The sequence below is a fragment of the uncultured Tenacibaculum sp. genome (genome assembly GCF_947498805.1).
GTDB lineage: Bacteria > Bacteroidota > Bacteroidia > Flavobacteriales > Flavobacteriaceae > Polaribacter.
In genome coordinates this window covers 65814-86150 of sequence record NZ_CANMLT010000006.1, presented here as the reverse complement: position 1 = coordinate 86150, position 20337 = coordinate 65814, and the positions used below count along the sequence as shown (strand labels likewise).

The 20337-nt window shown below is 30.8% G+C and carries 19 protein-coding genes, 1 tRNA gene and 1 pseudogene; 5 read left to right on the top strand and 16 right to left on the bottom strand.

The features are described 5' to 3' along the window. Positions 1–4: 4 nt before the first annotated feature. From Q0873_RS13155 to msrB, 8 genes are all read right to left on the bottom strand, one after another. Positions 5–784, bottom strand: coding sequence for an SDR family oxidoreductase (locus tag Q0873_RS13155; protein WP_299108028.1), 780 nt, complete (start codon positions 782–784; stop codon positions 5–7). Between the two features lie 117 nt (positions 785–901). Continuing rightward, positions 902–2467, bottom strand: coding sequence for a protein adenylyltransferase SelO (locus Q0873_RS13150; protein WP_299108026.1), 1566 nt, complete (start codon positions 2465–2467; stop codon positions 902–904). Between the two features lie 2 nt (positions 2468–2469). Beyond that, the gene (locus Q0873_RS13145) at positions 2470–3321 is read right to left on the bottom strand and encodes an alpha/beta hydrolase (RefSeq protein ID WP_299108024.1); all 852 of its coding nucleotides are present in this window, start codon (positions 3319–3321) and stop codon (positions 2470–2472) included. Between the two features lie 3 nt (positions 3322–3324). Further along, the gene (locus tag Q0873_RS13140) at positions 3325–3594 is read right to left on the bottom strand and encodes a hypothetical protein (RefSeq protein WP_299108023.1); all 270 of its coding nucleotides are present in this window, start codon (positions 3592–3594) and stop codon (positions 3325–3327) included. A gap of 17 nt (positions 3595–3611) precedes the next feature. Continuing rightward, positions 3612–4382, bottom strand: a complete 771-nt coding sequence (locus Q0873_RS13135; RefSeq protein WP_299108022.1) for an alpha/beta fold hydrolase — start codon at positions 4380–4382, stop codon at positions 3612–3614. A gap of 12 nt (positions 4383–4394) precedes the next feature. After that, the gene (locus Q0873_RS13130) at positions 4395–4649 is read right to left on the bottom strand and encodes a glutaredoxin domain-containing protein (RefSeq protein ID WP_299108020.1); all 255 of its coding nucleotides are present in this window, start codon (positions 4647–4649) and stop codon (positions 4395–4397) included. Beyond that, positions 4650–5180 carry a peptide-methionine (S)-S-oxide reductase MsrA gene (gene msrA, locus Q0873_RS13125; protein WP_299108018.1) on the bottom strand — a complete coding sequence of 177 codons (531 nt, stop codon included), beginning with the start codon at positions 5178–5180 and terminating at the stop codon, positions 4650–4652. It abuts the gene before it with no gap. Next, positions 5173–5622, bottom strand: a complete 450-nt coding sequence (gene msrB / locus Q0873_RS13120) for a peptide-methionine (R)-S-oxide reductase MsrB (protein WP_299108016.1) — start codon at positions 5620–5622, stop codon at positions 5173–5175. Before msrB ends, msrA begins: the two co-directional genes overlap by 8 nt. Positions 5623–5754: 132 nt before the next feature. Between msrB and Q0873_RS13115 the strand changes: the two genes are divergently transcribed. Next, a complete protein-coding gene (locus Q0873_RS13115; protein ID WP_299108014.1) occupies positions 5755–6960 on the top strand; it encodes a Pycsar system effector family protein in 1206 nt (401 codons plus the stop codon). A gap of 50 nt (positions 6961–7010) precedes the next feature. On the opposite strand, the gene Q0873_RS13110 is transcribed toward Q0873_RS13115, so the two are convergent. The 3 genes from Q0873_RS13110 to der form a co-directional block, all read right to left on the bottom strand. Further along, positions 7011–9407: a GAF domain-containing protein gene (locus tag Q0873_RS13110; protein WP_299108012.1), complete on the bottom strand. Its 2397-nt coding sequence runs from the start codon at positions 9405–9407 to the stop codon at positions 7011–7013. A 116-nt stretch (positions 9408–9523) separates the two neighbouring features. After that, positions 9524–12301, bottom strand: coding sequence for an outer membrane beta-barrel protein (locus tag Q0873_RS13105; protein ID WP_299108009.1), 2778 nt, complete (start codon positions 12299–12301; stop codon positions 9524–9526). Between the two features lie 79 nt (positions 12302–12380). After that, positions 12381–13691, bottom strand: a complete 1311-nt coding sequence (der, locus tag Q0873_RS13100; protein WP_299108007.1) for a ribosome biogenesis GTPase Der — start codon at positions 13689–13691, stop codon at positions 12381–12383. Positions 13692–13791: 100 nt separating this feature from the next. On the opposite strand from der, the gene Q0873_RS13095 reads away from it, so the two are divergent. Beyond that, complete coding sequence (locus tag Q0873_RS13095) at positions 13792–14301, top strand: GTP-binding protein (RefSeq protein WP_299108005.1); 510 nt, start codon at positions 13792–13794, stop codon at positions 14299–14301. Here Q0873_RS13095 and era read toward each other — a convergent pair. After that, positions 14298–15188: pseudogene (gene era, locus Q0873_RS13090) on the bottom strand (GTPase Era); the annotation flags it as partial. The gene Q0873_RS13095 and the pseudogene era overlap by 4 nt on opposite strands. Before the next feature lie 132 nt (positions 15189–15320). Here era and Q0873_RS13085 point away from each other — a divergent pair. After that, positions 15321–15393, top strand: a tRNA-Met gene (locus Q0873_RS13085). A gap of 115 nt (positions 15394–15508) precedes the next feature. Here Q0873_RS13085 and Q0873_RS13080 read toward each other — a convergent pair. The 4 genes from Q0873_RS13080 to Q0873_RS13065 form a co-directional block, all read right to left on the bottom strand. Then, positions 15509–16084, bottom strand: a complete 576-nt coding sequence (locus Q0873_RS13080; protein WP_299108003.1) for a hypothetical protein — start codon at positions 16082–16084, stop codon at positions 15509–15511. After that, on the bottom strand, positions 16081–16590 hold the full coding sequence (locus Q0873_RS13075; RefSeq protein ID WP_299108001.1) for a stage II sporulation protein M: 510 nt from the start codon (positions 16588–16590) through the stop codon (positions 16081–16083). The genes Q0873_RS13080 and Q0873_RS13075 overlap by 4 nt, the downstream gene beginning before the upstream one ends. Beyond that, a complete protein-coding gene (locus Q0873_RS13070; RefSeq protein WP_299107999.1) occupies positions 16587–17447 on the bottom strand; it encodes a M48 family metallopeptidase in 861 nt (286 codons plus the stop codon). Before Q0873_RS13070 ends, Q0873_RS13075 begins: the two co-directional genes overlap by 4 nt. Before the next feature lie 66 nt (positions 17448–17513). Then, a complete protein-coding gene (locus Q0873_RS13065; protein WP_299107998.1) occupies positions 17514–17792 on the bottom strand; it encodes a hypothetical protein in 279 nt (92 codons plus the stop codon). Positions 17793–18219: 427 nt separating this feature from the next. Here Q0873_RS13065 and Q0873_RS13060 point away from each other — a divergent pair, with 427 nt between their 5' ends. Together Q0873_RS13060 and Q0873_RS13055 are read left to right on the top strand one after the other, a co-directional pair. After that, complete coding sequence (locus tag Q0873_RS13060; RefSeq protein WP_299107996.1) at positions 18220–19950, top strand: helix-turn-helix domain-containing protein; 1731 nt, start codon at positions 18220–18222, stop codon at positions 19948–19950. Between the two features lie 129 nt (positions 19951–20079). Then, positions 20080–20286, top strand: coding sequence for a hypothetical protein (locus Q0873_RS13055; RefSeq protein WP_299107994.1), 207 nt, complete (start codon positions 20080–20082; stop codon positions 20284–20286). Positions 20287–20337 lie beyond the last annotated feature (51 nt).

Sequence of the window (20337 nt, the reverse complement as noted above, 5' to 3'; positions counted from 1 at the left end):
CTGCTTAAGAAACTTCTTGCATTTTACGAATTTGTTTTAACAGGGTTCTTTTTGGAGTAAAAGGAATTGATTTCATCATTAAATTTTGTGCAAACGTTAATCCCGATACTACATCTAATTTACCCTGTTCCATGGCTTTATATCCATCTTCTGCAACGGAATGAGCGGTAACTGTTTTTTCAAATAAGCCCGTTTTATCCATTCCTGAGGTTTTTGCAAATTCAGTTTCTGTAGCCCCAGGCATTAATGTAGTTACTGTAATGTTGGTGTCATGTAATTCTTCTGCAATGGCATTTCCAAAGTAGGTTACATACGCTTTGGTAGCAAAATAAATGGCTTGGAGTGGTCCAGGCATAAACGATGCTGTTGATGAGGTATTTAATATTTTACCAGTATTACGTTTTACCATTTCTGGTAAGAATAAATAGGTAAGCTCTGTTAGTGCAACCATGTTTAGATTCATCATTTGTAGTTGACGCTCCCAAGGTAATTCATGAAATTTCCCTCTTAGTCCAAATCCAGCGTTGTTAATTAAATACTCTACCTCAAGTCCTTTTTCTTTGACCTCATTATACAATTCTTTTGCTGCATTGGGTTGACTCAAATCTTTAACAATAGTAAGGGCTCTAACATCGTATTTAACTTCTAATGCTGTTTTTAATTCTTCTAGTTTTTCTTTTCTTCTTGCTACTATAATTAAGCTTCCTCCTTTTGCTGCATGAATTTGTGCTAGTTCTTTTCCTATTCCGCTACTTGCTCCTGTGATTAATGCTGTTTTTTTCATCGTAATTGGTTTTAATAATATTAGTTATCAAATATTTACGATGCAAAATTATAGCAGCTTTAGAGTGCTGATGTATACATTTTACGGAAGCTTGTATATATTTTACAGATGAAGGTTTTACGAACTACAACTCAACATAGAGCATCCTACTTTGTGTCTTGCCCATTCTGGTCGTTTAGCAAACCACTCTTGATATTTTGGTTGTTCATCATATGGTTTTTTTAGAAGTTGGTAGAATTCTTCAATAAGGCTGTAGTCTCCTTTATCTGCTTTGTCTATGGCTAACTGAGCCATATAATTTCTTAAAACATATTTTGGATTTATTAAATCCATTTGTTGTTTTCTTTCTAGGTCTGAAAGAGATTCTTCTTGTAGTCTGTTTAAATATCTATCGAACCAATCTTTCCAATGTGTTTTGATTTCATCGGAGATTTCGTTTGGTGTGTAAAAAGCATCTTTAGTTTTATCAAAAGCCACTTCAAAACTATCTTCCGAAGAAATATTGGATAAGTTTCTATAGAAAATAGTCATGTCAGTTTCTGATAGTTGCAGTGTTTCTTCCAATCTACCAACAAGTTCTTTGTCATCTTTCTTAGAAGCTGTTAATCCTAACTTGCTTTTTTTCATTGCAAGATATTTTTCTTCATAAATAGTATTGTATTCATTTAGAATTTCTTGTAAAGGTTCGGTTTCTTCAATTAAAGGATATAAGGCGTTGGCCAACTGAAACAAATTCCAAAGACCAATATAGCCCTGGTTTCCGTATCGATATCTTTTAAATTGAGCATCGGTGGTATTAGGAGTCCAACCCAAGTCATAACCTTCTAACCATCCGTATGGACCATAATCAATAGTTTGTCCGAGTATAGACATATTATCGGTATTCATAACTCCATGGACAAAACCTACACGTTGCCAATGAATAATCATGTCTATAGTTCTATTACGAACTTCTGTAAAGAAGTCGAGGTATTTTTCTTTTCCTTCTGAAGTAATATCAGCATAAAAATGCTGAATGGTATAATCGGTTAATTGTTTTAAAATTAAATGTTGTTTGCGAGCAGCAAGAATTTGAAAGTTTCCAAATCGTATAAAACTTTGAGAAACTCTACATGCAATAGCTCCTTTTTCATAGGCCGGATTTCCGTTATACATCACATCTCTTAAAACTTCATCTCCTGATAAAGAAAGTGATAAGGCTCTTGTAGTTGATACTCCAAGATGATACATAGCTTCACTGCATAAGTACTCTCTAATAGATGAGCGTAGTACTGCTAATCCATCTGCCGTTCTTGAATAGGGAGTTTCGCCAGCTCCTTTTAATTGTAGCGCCCAACGCTGGTTGTTATGAACTACTTCAGTTAAATTGATAGCTCTTCCATCTCCTAACTGTCCTGCCCAATTTCCAAATTGATGTCCGCCATAACACATGGCATATGGATGTGTGTTTTCTAAAACTTCATTTCCAGTAAATACTTTTAAAAAGGCTTCCGTTTGCGCTTCTTCTTTAGAAATACCAATTGCTGCTAGCATTTCTTCGGAAACATGTATAAGTTTCGGGTTGCTTGTTTTTTTAGGAGTCACGTATGAAAAACAGGCATCTAATACCTGTCTGCGTGAGTTCTCTAAAATTTTATCAGCAGGTAATTCCTTGTTAAAAGTATCTTGAATGTTAAGCTTCATTATTATTTTATAAATGCTAGAATGAAATTACAAATTTCTTTAGACTTTTCTTCTTGAACAAAATGTTTTGCATTTAATATATGAATATTCTCAGGAGCAATGTTTAGATCTTTGCTTACTAAATGCTCTTGAGGTTTCCATTTTAAAAAATCATCTCGATCTCCCCAAAGTACTAAAGTGGGAATATTTAATGTTGGTAACAGTTTTTTATAACTAGGTAAATTATGACAGGTTCTAGAAAAGAAATAATACATTGCTTTGTTCTTACCTTCTAACAATGGTTTTTGATATCCTTCTAAATCATTTTGAATAAGGTTATTGTGTAATAACCCCATTTTAAACAAATTCTTTATTAATATTTTGTTGGTGAATTTAAATGTATATAAAGCCATAACTAGTTTGGTAAATAAGTTTTTACCAAATCGCATCGGCGGAACAAATCCTTCTTCGTAAATAATGGTGTTTAAAATAATTAAATGCTGTACTCGATGTGGGGCTAACTTTAGTAATTCCCAAGTCCACAAACCTCCAACATCATGAAACACATGAGACCAAGAGTCGATTTCTAAGTGATCCATTAGATCCAACAAACGTTGGGCTTGTTTAGGTTCTTCATATACATCATACCCATTAGGAGAATCGCTATTTCCAAAACCAAGCATGTCTGGAGCAATGATGCGATAATCTTTAGCACTAAGAATGGCGATCATTTTTCGATATAACCAACCAGAAGTAGGGATTCCATGAAGTAATAGAATTACTTCATCATCCTTATTGCCTATATCTATATAAGCTATTTTTCCTTCAGGTGTGTTGAAGAAGTGTTGTGAATTTCTAAAATCAGCATAGGTCATAATTTAACTTTTATAGGAAACATTACAGGTTTCGCATATTAAGATGTCTTCTTTGAGTACAATTTTATCCAATTTAGAACTTATTTCATGAACAAAACTGTTATAAGTGTTGTGTTCTGGTGTAATATTATTGGCTTTGATTTTTTTATAATATTCTCCTTCCCATTCTTGCTTACCCCAGCAATTTGGGCATATACCTTCTGGAGCTTTCATAGCAGTATCTCCTTGTTCTTTTGCACTAAAGTAATTTTTGATGTTTTCTATTATATTCATAATTTGAGTTTTAAATGTTAGACTTTATTAGGGAAATATCGTTGTACCCAGGTTCCTATAATGTTTCCTGTATAGATACTGTCTTGAGGGTTTGTTAGTAAATGATCGGCATTATCTAAGCTAATAAAGCTTTTGGGATGATGCGCATTTATATAGAGTTCTTGAGCGTTTTGAATACTAACAATAGTATCAATAGGGGAGTGAAATATAAGAATGGGTTTTCTTAGTTTTTTTGTGATTTCAGCTAAATCGGTTTTGTCAAAATCAGCAACAAATTCGTTGTTAATTCGAAAAGGTCTTCCTCCAATATTAATTTCTACTTCTCCTTTTTGTTTTACTTCTTCAATACCATGAGAAAATAGGTGTTTCACATGACTAACATCTGCAGGAGCACCGATAGTTGCCACTGCTTTTATGTTTGAAAGTTTAGAAGCAGCAACAATAACAGCTGCACCTCCTAAGGAATGTCCAATTAACAAGCTAGGAGCTTTGTAATGTTGTGTGATGTATTCATTTACTGCAACTAAATCATCCACATTGGCAGAGAAATAACTTTCTGAAAAATTCCCTTCACTTCTTCCTAAACCTGTAAAATCAAAGCGAATAACTCCAAAGCCATATTTTGTTAATGCGCGACTAATATTTCTAACAGCATTTAAGGTACTACTACAGGTAAAGCAATGTGCGAAAATTGCATAATGCTCTGGAGATTCATTTTCGGGAAGTTCAAGATGTGCTTGTAATTTATATCCTTTGTTGTTTATGATGCTTAGCCGTGAACTTCTCATTAAATAGTATGTTTATGGTTGTTTTAGTTTTTCTAACCATTTGATTAGTTCTTTATCTGTCGGATTTCTTAGCTTTTTCTTACCAATGGCAATTGTAGGGAAGTTGAGTTTGTTGTTTTCATATAAACTACGGAGCTCTTGGGCGAATTGCTCATTTTTTTCAACGTCTAAAAAATCAAAATCGAAGTTTTTATTTTTTAAAAATTGCATATAATATTGCGTTTTATGGCAACGCTCGGCTCCGTAAAGTTTAATTTTTTGAAACATCTATTTTAGTTTATCAGCATACATTTTTCTAAACTTAGCTAGTTTTGGAGTAATCACAAAATTGCAATAGTTCTGTTCTTTATTCTGATTGTAATAATCTTGATGATACTCTTCTGCAGGATAAAAAACAGTGAGTTCTTCTAAGGTAGTTACAATAGGATTATCAAAATAAGGTTGTAATGTTTCAATAACCTTTGCGGCAGTATCTTTTTCTTGCTGATTATTGTAAAAAATTGAAGAACGGTATTGTGTTCCTACATCGGCACCTTGTCTATTTAAAGAGGTTGGATCGTGCGTTGTAATAAAAATGGTAAGAATTTCTTCATAAGAAATAATATCAGAATCAAAAGTTATTTGAACCACCTCGGCATGTCCTGTTAATCCAGAACATACTTCTCTATACGTTGGTTTGCCAGGAGCATTACCTCCTGTATATCCTGATACTACTTTTTCTACTCCTTGTACTTCTTGGAAGATTGCTTCTGTACACCAAAAGCATCCACCACCAACTGTAGCTATTTTTTTAGGCATTGTTTTCTAGTTTTATAGATAATGAATTTACACAAAAACGCAGTCCACTTGGCTCAGGACCATCGGGAAATACATGCCCTAAATGTGCATCACAAGTATTGCATAAAATTTCTACTCTCACCATTCCATGTGTGGTATCTTTTTCATACTGTACTGCATTTTCTTTAATAGGTTGTGTAAAACTTGGCCATCCAGAGCTAGAATCAAATTTAATACTAGAGTCAAACAAAGGAGTATTACAACACGTACAGTTGTATTTTCCTAAAGAAAATGTAGAACAATGTTCTCCACTAAAAGCTCTTTCAGTTCCTTTTAATCGAGTAATTTGAAATTCTTCTGAAGTAAGGATTTCTTTCCACTCTTCTGCGGTTTTTTCAACTCTTTTATCAGGTTTTGGATTGCCATTTACGGCAAAATGTATAATATCTTTCCAGGTAAGCATAATGTGTTTTTTGTACTATGAATATACTAAAATATAGTTTTTTAAGTTTTGTCGATAGGTATTGTAAAGCTTACGAAATTATAGCTACTAATACATTCGATAAATTATGTTAATTTAGCAAAAAACATTTATATGGAAGCGTTATTTACGGAGATAGAAGCATTCGTAATTCATGAGTTGAATGAGAACTTAGATTCTAAGTTTTTGTATCATAATATAGCTCACACACAGAGAGTTGTAGAGAAGACGAAAGAATTGATTGAAGATGCTAAGATAGAAGGAGAGGAGGCAGAAAATTTAATAATGGCTGCTTGGTTTCATGATGTAGGATATACAATTTCTATGGAAAACCATGAAGATGCTAGTATTGAAAAAGCTGTTGGTTTTTTAAAAGAAAAAGGGCTTTCTAAAGAGAGAATACAAAATGTTTCTCGATTAATTGAGGCAACTAAGATGAGCGTGATTCCTAAAACAGAATCAGAAAAGCTTTTGAAAGATGCCGATTGCTCTCATATTGGAGGTAAGAATTACGCTGAGTATTCTGAGTTATTGCGAAGAGAGTGGGAGTTAACTCAAAACAAGGTTGTTAGTGATAGCGAATGGATAGAGGAGAATATAAACTTCTTAACAACCCATCATCGTTTTTATTCAGATACGGCCTCGAAAAAATGGGACAAAGTAAAAGGAAAAAACTTAGTTCAATTATTAAAAGAACAGAAAAAGTTAAAGCAAGATACCAATAAGATAAAGCAGAAGAAGGAGGAATTAAAGTTAAAAAAGAATAAGATAGAGTTACCAGAACGTGGAATTGAAACCATGTTTAGAGTAGCATTAAGAAATCATATTACTTTAAGTGATATAGCCGATACGAAAGCCAATATCTTACTTTCAGTTAATGCTATTATTATGTCTTTAGCTTTATCTAATCTATTACCAAAATTAGATAACCCATCAAACCATTATTTAATTATACCGTCATTAATCTTTGTTGCGTTTACAGTAGTGTCAATTATACTATCGGTATTGTCAACAAGACCCAATGTAACCCAAGGTAAGTTTACAAAAGAGGATGTAGCAAATAAAAAAGTGAATTTGTTATTCTTTGGTAATTTCCATCAAATGACTTTACCAGATTTTGAATGGGGAATGAATGAAATGATGAAAGACCGTGATTATTTATACGGTTCATTAACAAAAGACTTGTACTTCTTGGGACTTGTGTTAAATAGAAAGTATAAGCTGTTGAGAATTACATATACTGTTTTTGCTATTGGAATAGTAGTAAGTGTGATAGCTTTTGCTATGGCATTTAAAGCACAAGAAGTAGTTCCGGTTTAGAAAAATAATATTAAATAAAATGAAAAAAGTGACGATACCGTCGCTTTTTTTTATGATTTGAATTCTTCCATTAACTCATCAATGGTAATTGTTTTTTTATCATCGAAGTTTTTATGATAAATTACTTCGGCTCTTAAGGCTTTTAAACCAGAAACTCCTTGCAAATCTTCAATGTCTAAAGTTTCTACCTTACCTAATAAGTTTTTAGATTGTAGGTAGTTGATGTATTTAATATATTCTCTAGCATCTTTGTCTTGAGAGTATACGATCGCTATTTTTCCAGGTACCGTTAAGCGTTCATCTGTTCCTTTTATATGAGCTTTATCAATTCGTTTTTTGATAATTTCATATCGAATGTTATAAGCCCCATCAACATCAAATTGCTTTTCATCCATTCTAAACTTAATAGAAAGCGGATTGCTGTGTACAAGTATTAAAGATGCAACCCTTAATTTGTGTTCCATTTCATTGGTAGCTTTAAAAGCTACATTTTCCATTTCGCACATTAATTGCAATTGCCATAAACGAAGGTTGTATAAATATAAATCATCAAACTTTTGTTCGCTTGTTAATGATTGTCCTATATACATATTGTACTCCACACCGTCTGTTTTGTATCGTTCAAAATAATGCGGAAACATTTTTTGAGCTTCTTCTTGTTTTTTATCAATAAACTTAGCCAGTTTATCATTTAAAAGAGTAACACTATGCTCATAGTTTTTTCGCTTTTCATAAACCACATGAAGGTTTTCGTCTAAACGATTCATGTAGGTCTTAACTAGTGCATTTAATTCCGTGTTAATTTCTTTTATATGATTAAATACTGGGTAGATTTCACGTTTTAAGAAATCTAAAATACCTATTTCATCTCCAGCTTTAAGGCCATCTTTTACATCGGTTAAATATTCAGAAACTCTAAACATTAACTCATCATAAATAGGTAAAGTTTCTGCTTTAAGAGCTTCTTTTAAAACAGATATAGCTAGCGTAAGCTGTGTGGTTAAATCTTCCTTAATAGCTTCGTTTCTTGCAATAGATGAGCCTTTGATATCTGATTGACCATATAAAGGATATACCTCATTAAAAACGATGTTCTCTATTTTAATATTTTCTTTTTTCTCTAAAATATCCTTTTGATAGTTTTCAGCAGCTTCATAAAAACGCCATTTCACAGTAGGATGTATAGAAGTATAATGTTCTTGAATCGTAGCTTCTAAGGTATTCATATGTTCTTCAGAAGCACGTTTAATAGCCGATTTAAATACAGGAATCAAATCTTTTAGTTTGTTTTGATTCAACGAGTTTAATTCATACGGTCTTGGTGAAGCTATTTCTAAAATAGCCATTTCTTTACTTTCTTCAGAAGCTTGAATTGGTAAAAGGATAATACTACCAATATTCTCTCTCTTTAAGTTTAGATAGAATTGGTTGTAATTTGAATCTTTTCCATACTTTTCAGTATCTGATATAGCTAAAGGTTGCTTTTCATGAAATACTCTATGAATAATTCCTTGGCAAAAGAAGCTATCATTAGAGCAAGAAACATCATGATCTATTTTTAAAATTAAGCTTTGCGATTTTCTTAATCTAGATGAAGCTAAACTATTCATAGTTTCATCAAACATAGAATAGCCAATTCGTAAATCTTTTACATTGAAAAACTCACCTAAATGTTTTTGTAAATCAACGATCAGATTCTCATCAGCTCTTAATAAATCATTCTGAATAGAGGAAATTGTTTCATCGGCACTAACATCAAAAAGATTCATAATGCCAAAGCCTTTAAAGATATAGCTGTTTGGAGGAAATTTCTCTTTCCATACTTCAATGTTATCAAAATTGTCGAGTAATATTTTGATATCGTCTTCTGTGATTTTTGGAGCATCTTTCGTAGGATAAATATCCATGAAATCACCGTTAAAAGCTACCCTGTAGTATTTGTTTATATTTTGAACCGTATCTGGAATGTCAAAAAAGAAAGGTCTTTTTAAATCAATAGGATAATTATAATGCATTGCGAGTATTAAAGTACATGCATGTATATACATTACATCATCTTCAAAGTTACGCACTCTTAATTCATAATCGTCTCCAGCATTTTTTAAGATGTTTTCAAAACGCTCGGTAAATTTAAATGAAGTAAAAGAGAACGGAATAGTTGCTGCTTTAATTTCATTATTTGTTAAAGCAACAGGAAATAAACCATCTAATAAGAACTCTATAATTTCTTTATGCTCTTCAAGTAAAGATAAATCAGAAAAACCTTCAATTAACTCTGGGTGTTTTTCTACTCTCTTCACCATAATATTTGCTGAAGCATGGAAAGGATGGTTCTTAGATTCCTCACTCGCATAGCCCTTAATCATATCATATACCTTCCTAAAGCTAACATTCAGTTGTACAGGTAACTCTAAGTTTATAGTGTCTGATGCAGATAATATTTTCATGATTCCCCTTGTATCTTTTTATTGCAAATTTACAAAATTGTTAATTATTGGTCGTAATAGTCCCTTTTTCCTTGCTTTAAGATACAAAAAAAGTATCTTTTAGATGTTTTTTACTTTTATAGATACGAATTATAATCTCGTGCTTTTCCTTTTTTGCCCAAACTGTTAAATTTCCAACTAAAACCAAGCATAAAATATTGCTGTAAAACAGTACTTTCAGAATCTTCTATATAGTTTAATGTAGCTCTTCTTCTTACATTGTTATTTTGATTTAATACGTCATAAGCTTTTAATGAAAGATAGGCTTTGTTACTAAAGATTGAGTAGGAGAGTGCAGCATTCCAAAACCAAGCAGATTTATTAAATCCTATAACGTCTGGGTTATATGAATAACGAATATCGTTTCTCCATTCTAGTTTTTTAGGAATATTCGTTTTAGTAAGTATTCTCAACGTATGTCTAGTGAAGTTTTGATTTTGAGTGGTGTTGTTCTCAAAACTCGTATTTGAAAAAGAAACGTCATATCTAGGTTCAATACTTAATACCTTTTTAATTTCATAGGTAATCCCTAAGCTAGGTCTGAAAGAGTTAGTAGTAGATCCGTTTTTTATTTGGTTAAAGAAGTTAATGTTTTTGAAAGTACTTAGGTTCATCCCAATTCTTACATTAATACTATTAATTGAATCTAATTTTATTTTTTTACTATATGAACCACCACCAGATATATCATATGCTCCATTTGTGTTTTGATAGGTTGTTGTTCTAATAAGATTAGCATCAATACTTGAGTTTGCTACAATTTGATTATTACGTAAATTCGTAATTATATAAAGGAACATTCCCGAGTGAGCTTGCCAATTGAATTTATTGAAGTTAATATACACTCGATGATTTTGTGAAGGTTTTAGATTCGGGTTACCCATAATTATATTTGTAGGGCTACTTATATTGGTAAAAGGTTGTAGTTGACTTAAAGCAGGGGCTTTGTTATCAATTCTATAATCGAAAAAAATAGAAGCTTTCGAATCAAAACGATGTCTAAAACCAGCATCAACAGTTAAATTATTAAAGTTTCGTTTTAGACTTAGTTGAGGTCTTAATTCATCAATGTTTTCCATAGATCTTTTAACTAAACCTACTTCAAAATTAAAACGCCATTTTTTTTGATTATAAATTAACTCGATGGCTGGAGTTTTGGTAATATCTTTATAAGTAAAGTTTGAGCTTAATGCTGTGTTGAGGTCAGAATATTCTTGTGTAGAAGTATTAAAATCAAATGTGTTTTCTAAGCTTTTTCTTTCATTGTCTTGATAACTATATTTGGCACCTAGAAAGAGCTTTTTAGAAACTATTGGGAATCGATACGTTAGACGTGTTCGAAAACTATTGAACTTCTCTTGGGTACTACTTTTTTGATTTCTAATTTCTATACTTGAAGTACTTCCGTAAATTTCTCTTGTTGAGGTAAAAAGTTCTTTAGTATTTGATTCGTCTATTTGGTTTGAAAAGGAAACTTTAATAAAAGAACCTTTTTTTCCCAGTTTTTTGGTAATGTCTATTTCGTTTCCAAAGTTTTTTGCATCTGCTTCCGTATAAGAATTACTCAAGAAATTATTAGTTAGTGTTTTATTTTCATCAAGAGTTTCTTCACTTCTAGAAAACTGTCTTTTTCTTTTATTCAAGACAAAAGAAGGAGTTATATTGATTAAAAAAGTTGAGTCTATTTTAATATCCAAACTCGTATTAACATTGTGATTGTGGTTTTCGTCATTTGAATTTGAGTTTGAATTTGTAAAATATTGTTGCACTATTTGTTTATCAGGATCTGTTGGATCTGGTATATTGATAGTGTACTCTCTATTGTTTTTTGAGTAGTTCGTAGCATCACTTCCAGAATAAAAATAGTTAGCGTTTATATCAAAACCTTTTAAGTATTGGTCGGCATAGGTAGCTCCGGCTGTTTTAGATTTTAGTATTCCTGAACTTCCCGTATTTCTAGTAAAAGACATTGCAGATCCTCCCCCAAACATTTTTTGAATCTCACCAAAACTAAAGCCTGGAGAATTGATGTTATTAGCGCTCGCCAATACACTAACTCTAGTATTATTGTCAAATCTATTGATCATGGTAGCCCCTTCAAAGCGCTGATTTGTTCCCAGTCCTGCCGACATTCTTCCAAACCATCCTTTGTTGTTTTTTTTACTTATGGTTAGGTTAATTGTTTTGTTACTTGTATCTCCTTTTTCACCCGTAAAAGCTTCTGATTTTGATTTGGTATCAGTAATTTGAACTTTTTCGATGATTTCTTTAGAAAGGTTTTTAGTAGTAATCGTAGGGTCGTTGCCAAAGAAAGGTTTTCCATTAACCAAAATTTTATTTACTGGTTTTCCATTAATGGTTATTTTACCGTCCTCGTTTACTTCAACTCCAGGAAGTTTTTTTAATAAGTCTTCAACATTGGCATCTTTCTTTGTTTTAAATGACTTTACATTAAATTCTAAAGTGTCTTTTTTAATTGTAATTGGAGCTGTAGATTTAATGATCACTTCATTTAATAGATTCGTTTGATTTTTTAGAGAAATCGTTCCTAAGTCAAAGACTGAAGTTTTATCTAAAGAAATTGTTTTACTGTAGTTGTCCATTCCAATAAATGAAATAAACAATTTGACGTCTTTATGAAATGATTTTCCAGTTAAAGAAAAATCTCCTTTGTCATTAGAAATAGTATAGGAAATAATGGCGCTATCTTTTATTTTTTCTAAGTGAATAGTTGCGGCTTCAACAGGATTGTGTTCTTTTTCTGATTGGATTTTTCCAAAAATTTTAAATTGGTAAGATTGAGAAAAAACCCCACTAACAATCAATAGAGTAAAAATAAAGAGTAGCTTTTTCATAGTTTTTGAACACTAATTTTCAAGCGTCAAAAAAAAGAAAAAACTACTAAATATGTCGTTTAAATATTGTTAAACTTTATTACTTCTGTCTGAAATAAATTCCAAGAGGAACACCATTAAAATCGTAGTGTTCTCGTAATTTATTTTCCACGAAACGTTTATAAGGCTCCTTAATATACTGTGGTAAATTAGCAAAGAATGCAAATTGCGGTGTATGTGTTGGCAATTGCATACAGTATTTGATTTTGATAAATTTACCTTTTGTAGCTGGAGGAGGGAAGTTTTGAACGATTTCTAACATAGTTTCGTTCAACTTACTTGTTTGTATTTTACGAGATCTGTTTTGGTGAACTTGAACAGCTGTTTCTATTGCTTTAAAGATACGTTGTTTTGTCAATGCAGAAATAAATACAATTGGTACATCTGTAAATGGAGCAATTTTTTTGCGTACTTGATTTTCAAAATCACGCATTGTGTTTGTTTCTTTCTCCACTAAATCCCATTTGTTAACTAGTATAACAACTCCTTTTCTGTTTTTTTCTGCCAGCCAAAAGATTTTCTCATCTTGTCCTTCAAAATCTCTGGTTGCATCAATTACTAATACAGCAACATCACAATGCTCAATAGCACGTACAGCACGCATTACCGAATAGAACTCTAAATCTTCTTTTACTTTCGATTTTTTTCTGATTCCAGCCGTATCTACTAAATTAAATTCAAAGCCAAAACGATTGTATTTGGTATCAATAGTATCTCTTGTAGTACCCGCAATATTGGTTACAATATTTCTATCTTCACCAATAAGAGCATTAATGAAGGAAGATTTTCCTGCATTTGGACGTCCTACAATAGCAAAACGAGGTAATTCATTTTCTTGTTCTTCTTCATCAAGAGGTTCCGGAATTTCTTCAACAATGGCATCCAATAATTCACCAGTTCCACTTCCGTTAATAGAGGAAATTGTAAAGTAATCACCAAGTCCTAAGTTATAAAACTCTACAGCATCTGCATCACGCATAGCATTATCAACTTTATTTACAGCCATAAATAAAGGTTTTTCTACTTGACGAAGGATTTTAGCCACTGCTTGATCCATAGGAGTAATTCCTTGTTCAACGTCAACTACAAAAACAATAATATCTGCTTCATCAATTGCTAACTGAACTTGCTTTCTAATTTCTCCTTCAAAAATATCATCCGATCCAACAACATATCCACCAGTATCAATAACAGAGAATTCTTTACCATTCCATTCTGTTTTTCCATAGTGTCTATCACGAGTAACACCACTTACAGAATCTACAATAGCTTCTCTACGCTTTACTAATCTGTTAAAAAATGTTGACTTTCCTACATTAGGCCTTCCTACTATGGCAACAATACTACTCATTTCTGAAAAAAATTTGTGCAAAGATACAACTTACTGTAAGATTTGTTGTGTTTAATTTTATAGGATGTTTTTTTGTACATTGTTAGACAAATTTTTAGCAATGGATGATAAGATTTACAATCAAATTTTTTTAAAACCTCGATTTCAAATTGATTTTAAAATGAATGCTACTGTTTTAGTTTCAAAAGTAGAAGAGTTATTGAAGGAAGAGAGAAATTATAGAACAAAGATTGTAGATAATCATTTAGTGATTGATGTTTCTGAAAAAGACGAGCATTTTTGGTCTCCTCAACTACATGTAGAAGTAGAACCAATGGAGGAAGATGCATCAAAGCTTAAAGGCTTGTTTGGTCCTAAACCTGGAGTATGGAGTTTGTTTATGTTTATCCATTTTGGAGTTGCTACGGCCTTTATTATATTTGGAATTATAGCATACTCCAATTGGTCTTTAGATAAAGATGTTTTTTTTCCAATAGTCATGTTAATTGTACTTCCTATTGTTTGGGTTACCCTATATTTTTTAGGCAGGTTGGGGAAGTCCACTGGACAAAAACAAATGGATGAACTAAAAGCGTTTACTTTACAGTTATTAAAAAAGGTTAGGGATTAGTCTTTATAACCAAACCTTCTTAATTGTCGTTCATTCGAACGCCAGTTCTTATTCACTTTTACATGTAAATCTAAAAATACTTTCTTGTCAAAAAAGTGTTGCAAGTCTTTACGTGCATCTGTACCCACTCTTTTAATTGCACTTCCTTTGTGACCTATAATGATTCCTTTTTGAGTATCTCTTTCAACCATAATTACAGATCGAATTTTGATAATATCTTCTTCTTCAACAAAGCTTTCCGTTTCTACTTCGACAGAGTAAGGAATTTCTTTTTTATACTGTTGAAGAATTTTTTCACGAATCGTTTCATTTACAAAGAAACGTTCTGGTTTATCGGTTAATTGATCTTTAGGATAAAAAGGAGGTGCGTCAGGTAATAGTTCTATAATTTTATAAAATACCGTTTCTACATTAAAGTTCTCTAAAGCAGAAATTACATAAACGAAGGAACTAGGAACTTTCTTTTTCCAGTATTCAATTTTTTCTTGAACTTCTTCTTGACTCGATTTGTCAATTTTATTCAGTAACAAGATAACAGGTATTTTACTATTAATTATTTTATTGAAGAAGGCTTCGTTTTTCAATTCTTTTTCTCCTACTTCAACCATGTAAATAAGTACATCGGCATCTTCAAAAGCAGATTTTACAAAATCCATCATAGATTCTTGTAGTTCGTATGCTGGTTTAATGATTCCCGGTGTATCTGAAAAAACAATTTGATAGTCCTCTCCATTCACAATACCTAAAATACGGTGTCTGGTTGTTTGGGCTTTAGAAGTAATAATTGATAATTTTTCACCGACTAGGGCATTCATTAAGGTCGATTTTCCAACATTTGGATTCCCTATGATGTTTACAAATCCTGCTTTATGTGTCATATTGCAAAGATAAGTTGTTTTAAGTTAAAAGAATGATTTTTTTAGTTGGCTGTTTTTAGGATACTTAGCTGTTTTTATAGAAAATAAAGCCTTTTTAATTTGGATAGAAGTGAGAAAAGGTCGTATGTTTGCAGTCCAAATCGCGGGATAGAGCAGTAGGCAGCTCGTCGGGCTCATAACCCGAAGGTCACAGGTTCGAGTCCTGTTCCCGCTACTAAAAAACCGATTGTAAAACAATCGGTTTTTTTTTATGTTTTAATTTTAAATAATATTCAGCTATTTAAAATTATACAAGAGGTTTTACTTTCAGAACCTCCATTTGTTCTAATTTATATTGTAATGGATAGGTTTATTGTTGAAATATAGAAGCAAATTGAAATTATGGCGCTCAATAAAATAACACTAGAATAGTTTTTGTTTTTTGGTATTGTATTTAATATAAAAACTATCCCTGTTGATAAAATCATTAGGTATTTAATGATACTGTCATAAAAGAACCATTTACTATTTTTTAGACCTACTATAATATTATCATGAAAGGCTATAGAGGCTACAGCTTCGTCAAATATTAATAATGTTAATATGACTCTAATTAGCTCAAAAATAATTAGAATGTATATAGAAGTGGTTATCCCGTCAATTAATAAGTTTGTTTCTATTTTTAATTTGAAAGTTTTAATTGTAAAATAGGCAATGAGTGCAATAATTATTATTACAATAGATGAAAATATTGAACTCGTTATTAAACCAACGTAGCTGGATAGTTTTGCAGATTCTACAATTTCATTGTTAAGGGTATTTAATATACTGTTAATTCTAAATACACCTGATAGTATTAAGGAAATGAGATAAGCTAGTATAACAATTAAAAATTCCGATATATTTTTTTCTGTTTCTCGTTTCATAAAGTTTCAATTATTGATGCAATAAAAAGTAAGGCTATAGGAAGTATAAACTCTTTGATTTTTGGTATTCTTTCTAAGTCCGGTTTTTTTTGAGTATACGTTTTTTTGTAAAAAAGAAATCCTTTAAAACCAATTGAAGAAAGAAGTAAAAAAGCTAAAAACTCAAGAGGTATATGTTTTGAGTAGTATAATATTTCTTGATAATTTAATAGTTTAGTGGCAAAGCCATAAATTATACTTAGAATATAACCGTTCCAAAAAAGAACAACAACTGTAATAAGACCACCTGATAAAAAACCAAATACAGATAGTATTAGACCAACTATTAGGTTATTAATAAATATATCAAAAAAGTTAAGGTCTGAATCAATGGTTTTTGATGCGCTATAGTTTACTTTAAGTTTTATGTTATTTTCGGTGAGAGTATTTTGTTCATTTGTTTGAAAATCTGTGTAATAGAAAAAACCACTAAGAACGATTAGTATTGATAAGATAAAGTTTTTCATTTTGTATAAATATTTTCAATTCTTTTTGAGAGTATAGGGTGAGTTATCCCTCCTTTACTAACTCCACCTGAACTAAGAACATCTAATTCTATTAAAGCTTTTTTGAATTTTTCAGGACCCACTATTTTAGCAGCAAACGAATCAGCTTCAAGTTCTAATTTATACTGTATTTTACCTGGAATATACCAGAAAGACAAGCCAATAAATAATCCTAGAATGAAAATAGATAAAGGTTCAAAAATTGTATGTTCTACTTGGTCTAAATAGTAGTTTCTTATAAAAAAAATAAATAATGAGGCTACAGAGAGTAGAATGTTTATGAAGTAATGCTTTAATAAATGATTAAGTTTTAAATGACCTATTTCATGATATATTATCGATAATAAACTTTCATCAGTCATATTATCTTTTAGATTCTTACCTATAAGTATTGTTTTAGAAAATGGTAAAATACCGGTGGCATATGCATTTACGACATTAGCATTAATAATAACTATGTTGTAATCAAACCCTTTGCTTTTAATAACTTTTTCAAGCTCTTTGTTTTTTTTGTGCAATCCTCCTGAAAAAATATATTTCAGAGGAGAGATTATAAAGTTATAGCTAGGTATTAATGACATTAAAAATATAGAAAAAAGAGCTATAGTATGAGTAGAAATAAAATAGTTTTCAAGGATGAATAAAGATATTGAGAGTATAATTGATAAAACTAAAAATTCAGTTATAATAAATTTGGGTCTTAAATTAATGTTCTTGAATATATCTTCATTGTAAAAACTTGAAGCTATAATGGCCAGTATAATTTTGAATATATTAATACTAAAAATAAAAATTAAAGAAAAAAGCAAATACTTCATTATTTATAATTTTTAAAAGTTATCCTTTAAGAACTCAAAGGTTCTTAAAGGATAAAACATATTTGATTAAAGAGCTCCTAATCCTGCTCCAATTGCTAAGCCCCAAGGTCCACCAACAAATGCCCCAAATTTAGCTCCTTCTTGAGCCCCATACCAAGCAGCTGCCGCAGCTCCTCCTGTAGCTCCTGCCGCTTGCATAAAAGCTTGAGTTCCACCACCATCTCCAAGAGCATATTTAGCAACAGCCCAACCAGCATTTGCAGATGTTTGTTCTTGTACTGTGCTCATTGAAAATAGAAGTCCTAAACTTAAACTTAAACCTAAAATTGCTTTTTTAACTTTCATTTTTTTAAAATTATTTGAATAAACGTTATGAGAATGATTAATAAAATTTGAGTCATGTTTCTAAACGTTTAAAAGTTACTTTATTCTATGATTTTTTTAATGTCACCCATAGTTTTATGACAATTTTTGCAAAAATATTTTTCTATCTATACAGATCATTTTTAGTATTTTTCATTTTACTAATTGTGATTTGTATTCATATCAACTTTCCCTTGTTACCGAATCACACTGCAAATAAAAACTGGAAAAAGAGTAAAAAAAAGTGACCTTACGCTGAATTTTAAAAATACTGACACGGATTTTTAAAAAAAAGATAGTGTAGAAATGAGTGAATTACTTGGTAACTCTAGGGAGATTTATTTGTTATAGGTAAATTATATATTTGTAGAAAATTTTTAATATAAACCTACTCAATTGTAAAAAAGATATGATTAAGAAATTGAAATTAACATCATTTTTGTTTATTTTTTTTCTAAATGCTGTTTGTGGTGTATGTCAAGAAGGTTCAAAAAAACAACTTAAAGATACTCTAAAAGATAAGTCATATGAAGAGTTATATACATATTTCTATTATAGTAGAGAAAACGATACACTTTATGACCTGTATGCTAAAGCATTTTTAGATAAAGCTTATAAAGATCAAGATACTTTAAAAATAGCTACTGGTTATTATATAATTGCATATGAAGAGAAAGATCGCCATTTTAAATACAATGATAGTTTAATAAAGTATTCAACTTTAATTAATGCAAGTGATTGGTTATGGTCTGCCTATAACGATAAGGGAAGTTACTATAGTAGAAAGAGAAATTTTAAAAAAGCTCTTGCGAATGAAATTGAAGCTTATAGGGTGGCAAAAAAGGCTGGATTGAAAAAATATGAAAATTCCTCTAATATTAGTTTAGGTATTCTCAAGGAAAGGATTGGAAAATATAAAGAAGCCTTAAATGCTTTTCGAAGTAGTTATAAGTACTTGAAAGAAGTTGTTGATAATCAAGCTGATACGGTTAGTGCTAAAATAGGGTCTTCATACTTAAACACCTTACACTTATTATCGAATGCTTTTAGATTGAATAAAAAGTTAGATTCTGCGATAACAATAAATAAGGAAGTTCAAAAATATGGAGAGTATGAATGGGCAAAAGAATATATAAATAAGGTTAGGTTAAATATGGCGGAAGTTCATTTTGATAAAAAGCAATATGAACTGGCTATTGATAGTGCTCAAAAAGCGATTCCAGAATTTAAAAACTCAGAAAATTTAAAAAGCATAGCAGTTTGCTATTATGTAATAGGTTTGTCTAAACTTGAGTTAGGAAAAGAAAATGAAGGGATAAAAGATCTGAATCGTATGGATAGTATTTATAGTATATTAGGAGATATTTATCCTCCTGTAAGGTCTGGCTATGAGAAACTAATTTCACATTATAAAAAGGAGAAAAATACTATCAAACAATTATATTATGTTGAAAGATTGATAAGATTTGATAGTATTACACATAAAAACTATGCATTTATATACGAAGGTATAGTAAAAGGAATAGATGAGCCTATATTAATTAATGAGAAAAAGTATCTAGAATCGTTACTTGATAAATCTCAAAAAAGATTGTATTTCTGGTTGTTTTTGCTGTTTTTAGTTTCTGGTTTGTTTGTCTATGAAATAAGACGAAGAAAGAAATTACAAAAGCAGTATCAGGATAAATTCGATAAAATTATTCTTAAAAAACAAAAACTAGGAGTAAATGAGACAAATACCAATTTAGATACTTCAGAAGAGCAAGTAGAGTTAGGAATTGCTAAGGAGGTGGCAAATGAGATCTTAAAATCATTAGATAACTTTGAGAAGAAATTACTTTTTACAGATAAAAATATCACGAGTACATCAGTTGCAAAAAAAATAAATACTAATGCTAATTATTTAGGAAGAGTAATTAAACATTTTTATGGTAAGAGTTTTAGAAATTATGTTAATGACTTACGTATTGAACTTGCATTAGATAAACTAAGAAACGATCGTTCTTTTAAGAATTTTTCTGTACAAGCGATGGCTAATGAAGTAGGGTTTAAAAATGCAGAGCCGTTTTCTAAAGCTTTTAAAAATACAACAGGGATGTATCCTTCAGACTTTGTTTGTAAATTAAAGGACGAGTGTTAGTTGTCTGGTTTTGAGCTTTTTATGTGTCGTTTTTTTAAAATTAAGACTACTGTTTGAATTTTAACGTGTTAAGAATTTAGTTTTTTGAAGTACTTTGCGATAGAATTTAATCATAAATATTTTATTACTATGGAAACTACAAAAAAAATTAAGGATTTCGAAATATTCAAAGTAATCGGATTGCATCATATTAAAGGAGGTGATGGAGAATTAATTGGGCCAGGAGATAAAGATAAGAAGGACAATGAAGAGGATGATAAGAAAAAGAAACCTATTACTATTTTAGGGATTCCTATTCCAGGTACAGGTAGTAGTTCAAGTAGTTCAGGTAATTAATTTTGAGTCCTAAAATTTTAATAATTATTGTCTAGTTTTATAACTAGACAA

Bases quoted from the DNA above. Each gene is read 5' to 3' on its own strand.
- Q0873_RS13155 (WP_299108028.1), bottom strand. From the start codon at position 784: ATGAAAAAAACAGCATTAATCACAGGAGCAAGTAGCGGAATAGGAAAA.
- msrA (WP_299108018.1), bottom strand. From the start codon at position 5,180: ATGCCTAAAAAAATAGCTACAGTTGGTGGTGGATGCTTTTGGTGTACA.
- Q0873_RS13075 (WP_299108001.1), bottom strand. From the start codon at position 16,590: ATGAAAAACTTTATCTTATCAATACTAATCGTTCTTAGTGGTTTTTTC.
- Q0873_RS13135 (WP_299108022.1), bottom strand. From the start codon at position 4,382: ATGAGAAGTTCACGGCTAAGCATCATAAACAACAAAGGATATAAATTA.
- Q0873_RS13055 (WP_299107994.1), top strand. From the start codon at position 20,080: ATGGAAACTACAAAAAAAATTAAGGATTTCGAAATATTCAAAGTAATC.
- Q0873_RS13110 (WP_299108012.1), bottom strand. From the start codon at position 9,407: ATGAAAATATTATCTGCATCAGACACTATAAACTTAGAGTTACCTGTA.
- der (WP_299108007.1), bottom strand. From the start codon at position 13,691: ATGAGTAGTATTGTTGCCATAGTAGGAAGGCCTAATGTAGGAAAGTCA.
- Q0873_RS13145 (WP_299108024.1), bottom strand. From the start codon at position 3,321: ATGACCTATGCTGATTTTAGAAATTCACAACACTTCTTCAACACACCT.
- Q0873_RS13150 (WP_299108026.1), bottom strand. From the start codon at position 2,467: ATGAAGCTTAACATTCAAGATACTTTTAACAAGGAATTACCTGCTGAT.
- msrB (WP_299108016.1), bottom strand. From the start codon at position 5,622: ATGCTTACCTGGAAAGATATTATACATTTTGCCGTAAATGGCAATCCA.
- Q0873_RS13070 (WP_299107999.1), bottom strand. From the start codon at position 17,447: ATGAAGTATTTGCTTTTTTCTTTAATTTTTATTTTTAGTATTAATATA.
- Q0873_RS13130 (WP_299108020.1), bottom strand. From the start codon at position 4,649: ATGTTTCAAAAAATTAAACTTTACGGAGCCGAGCGTTGCCATAAAACG.
- Q0873_RS13115 (WP_299108014.1), top strand. From the start codon at position 5,755: ATGGAAGCGTTATTTACGGAGATAGAAGCATTCGTAATTCATGAGTTG.
- Q0873_RS13140 (WP_299108023.1), bottom strand. From the start codon at position 3,594: ATGAATATAATAGAAAACATCAAAAATTACTTTAGTGCAAAAGAACAA.
- Q0873_RS13080 (WP_299108003.1), bottom strand. From the start codon at position 16,084: ATGAAACGAGAAACAGAAAAAAATATATCGGAATTTTTAATTGTTATA.
- Q0873_RS13095 (WP_299108005.1), top strand. From the start codon at position 13,792: ATGGATGATAAGATTTACAATCAAATTTTTTTAAAACCTCGATTTCAA.
- Q0873_RS13060 (WP_299107996.1), top strand. From the start codon at position 18,220: ATGATTAAGAAATTGAAATTAACATCATTTTTGTTTATTTTTTTTCTA.
- Q0873_RS13065 (WP_299107998.1), bottom strand. From the start codon at position 17,792: ATGAAAGTTAAAAAAGCAATTTTAGGTTTAAGTTTAAGTTTAGGACTT.
- Q0873_RS13105 (WP_299108009.1), bottom strand. From the start codon at position 12,301: ATGAAAAAGCTACTCTTTATTTTTACTCTATTGATTGTTAGTGGGGTT.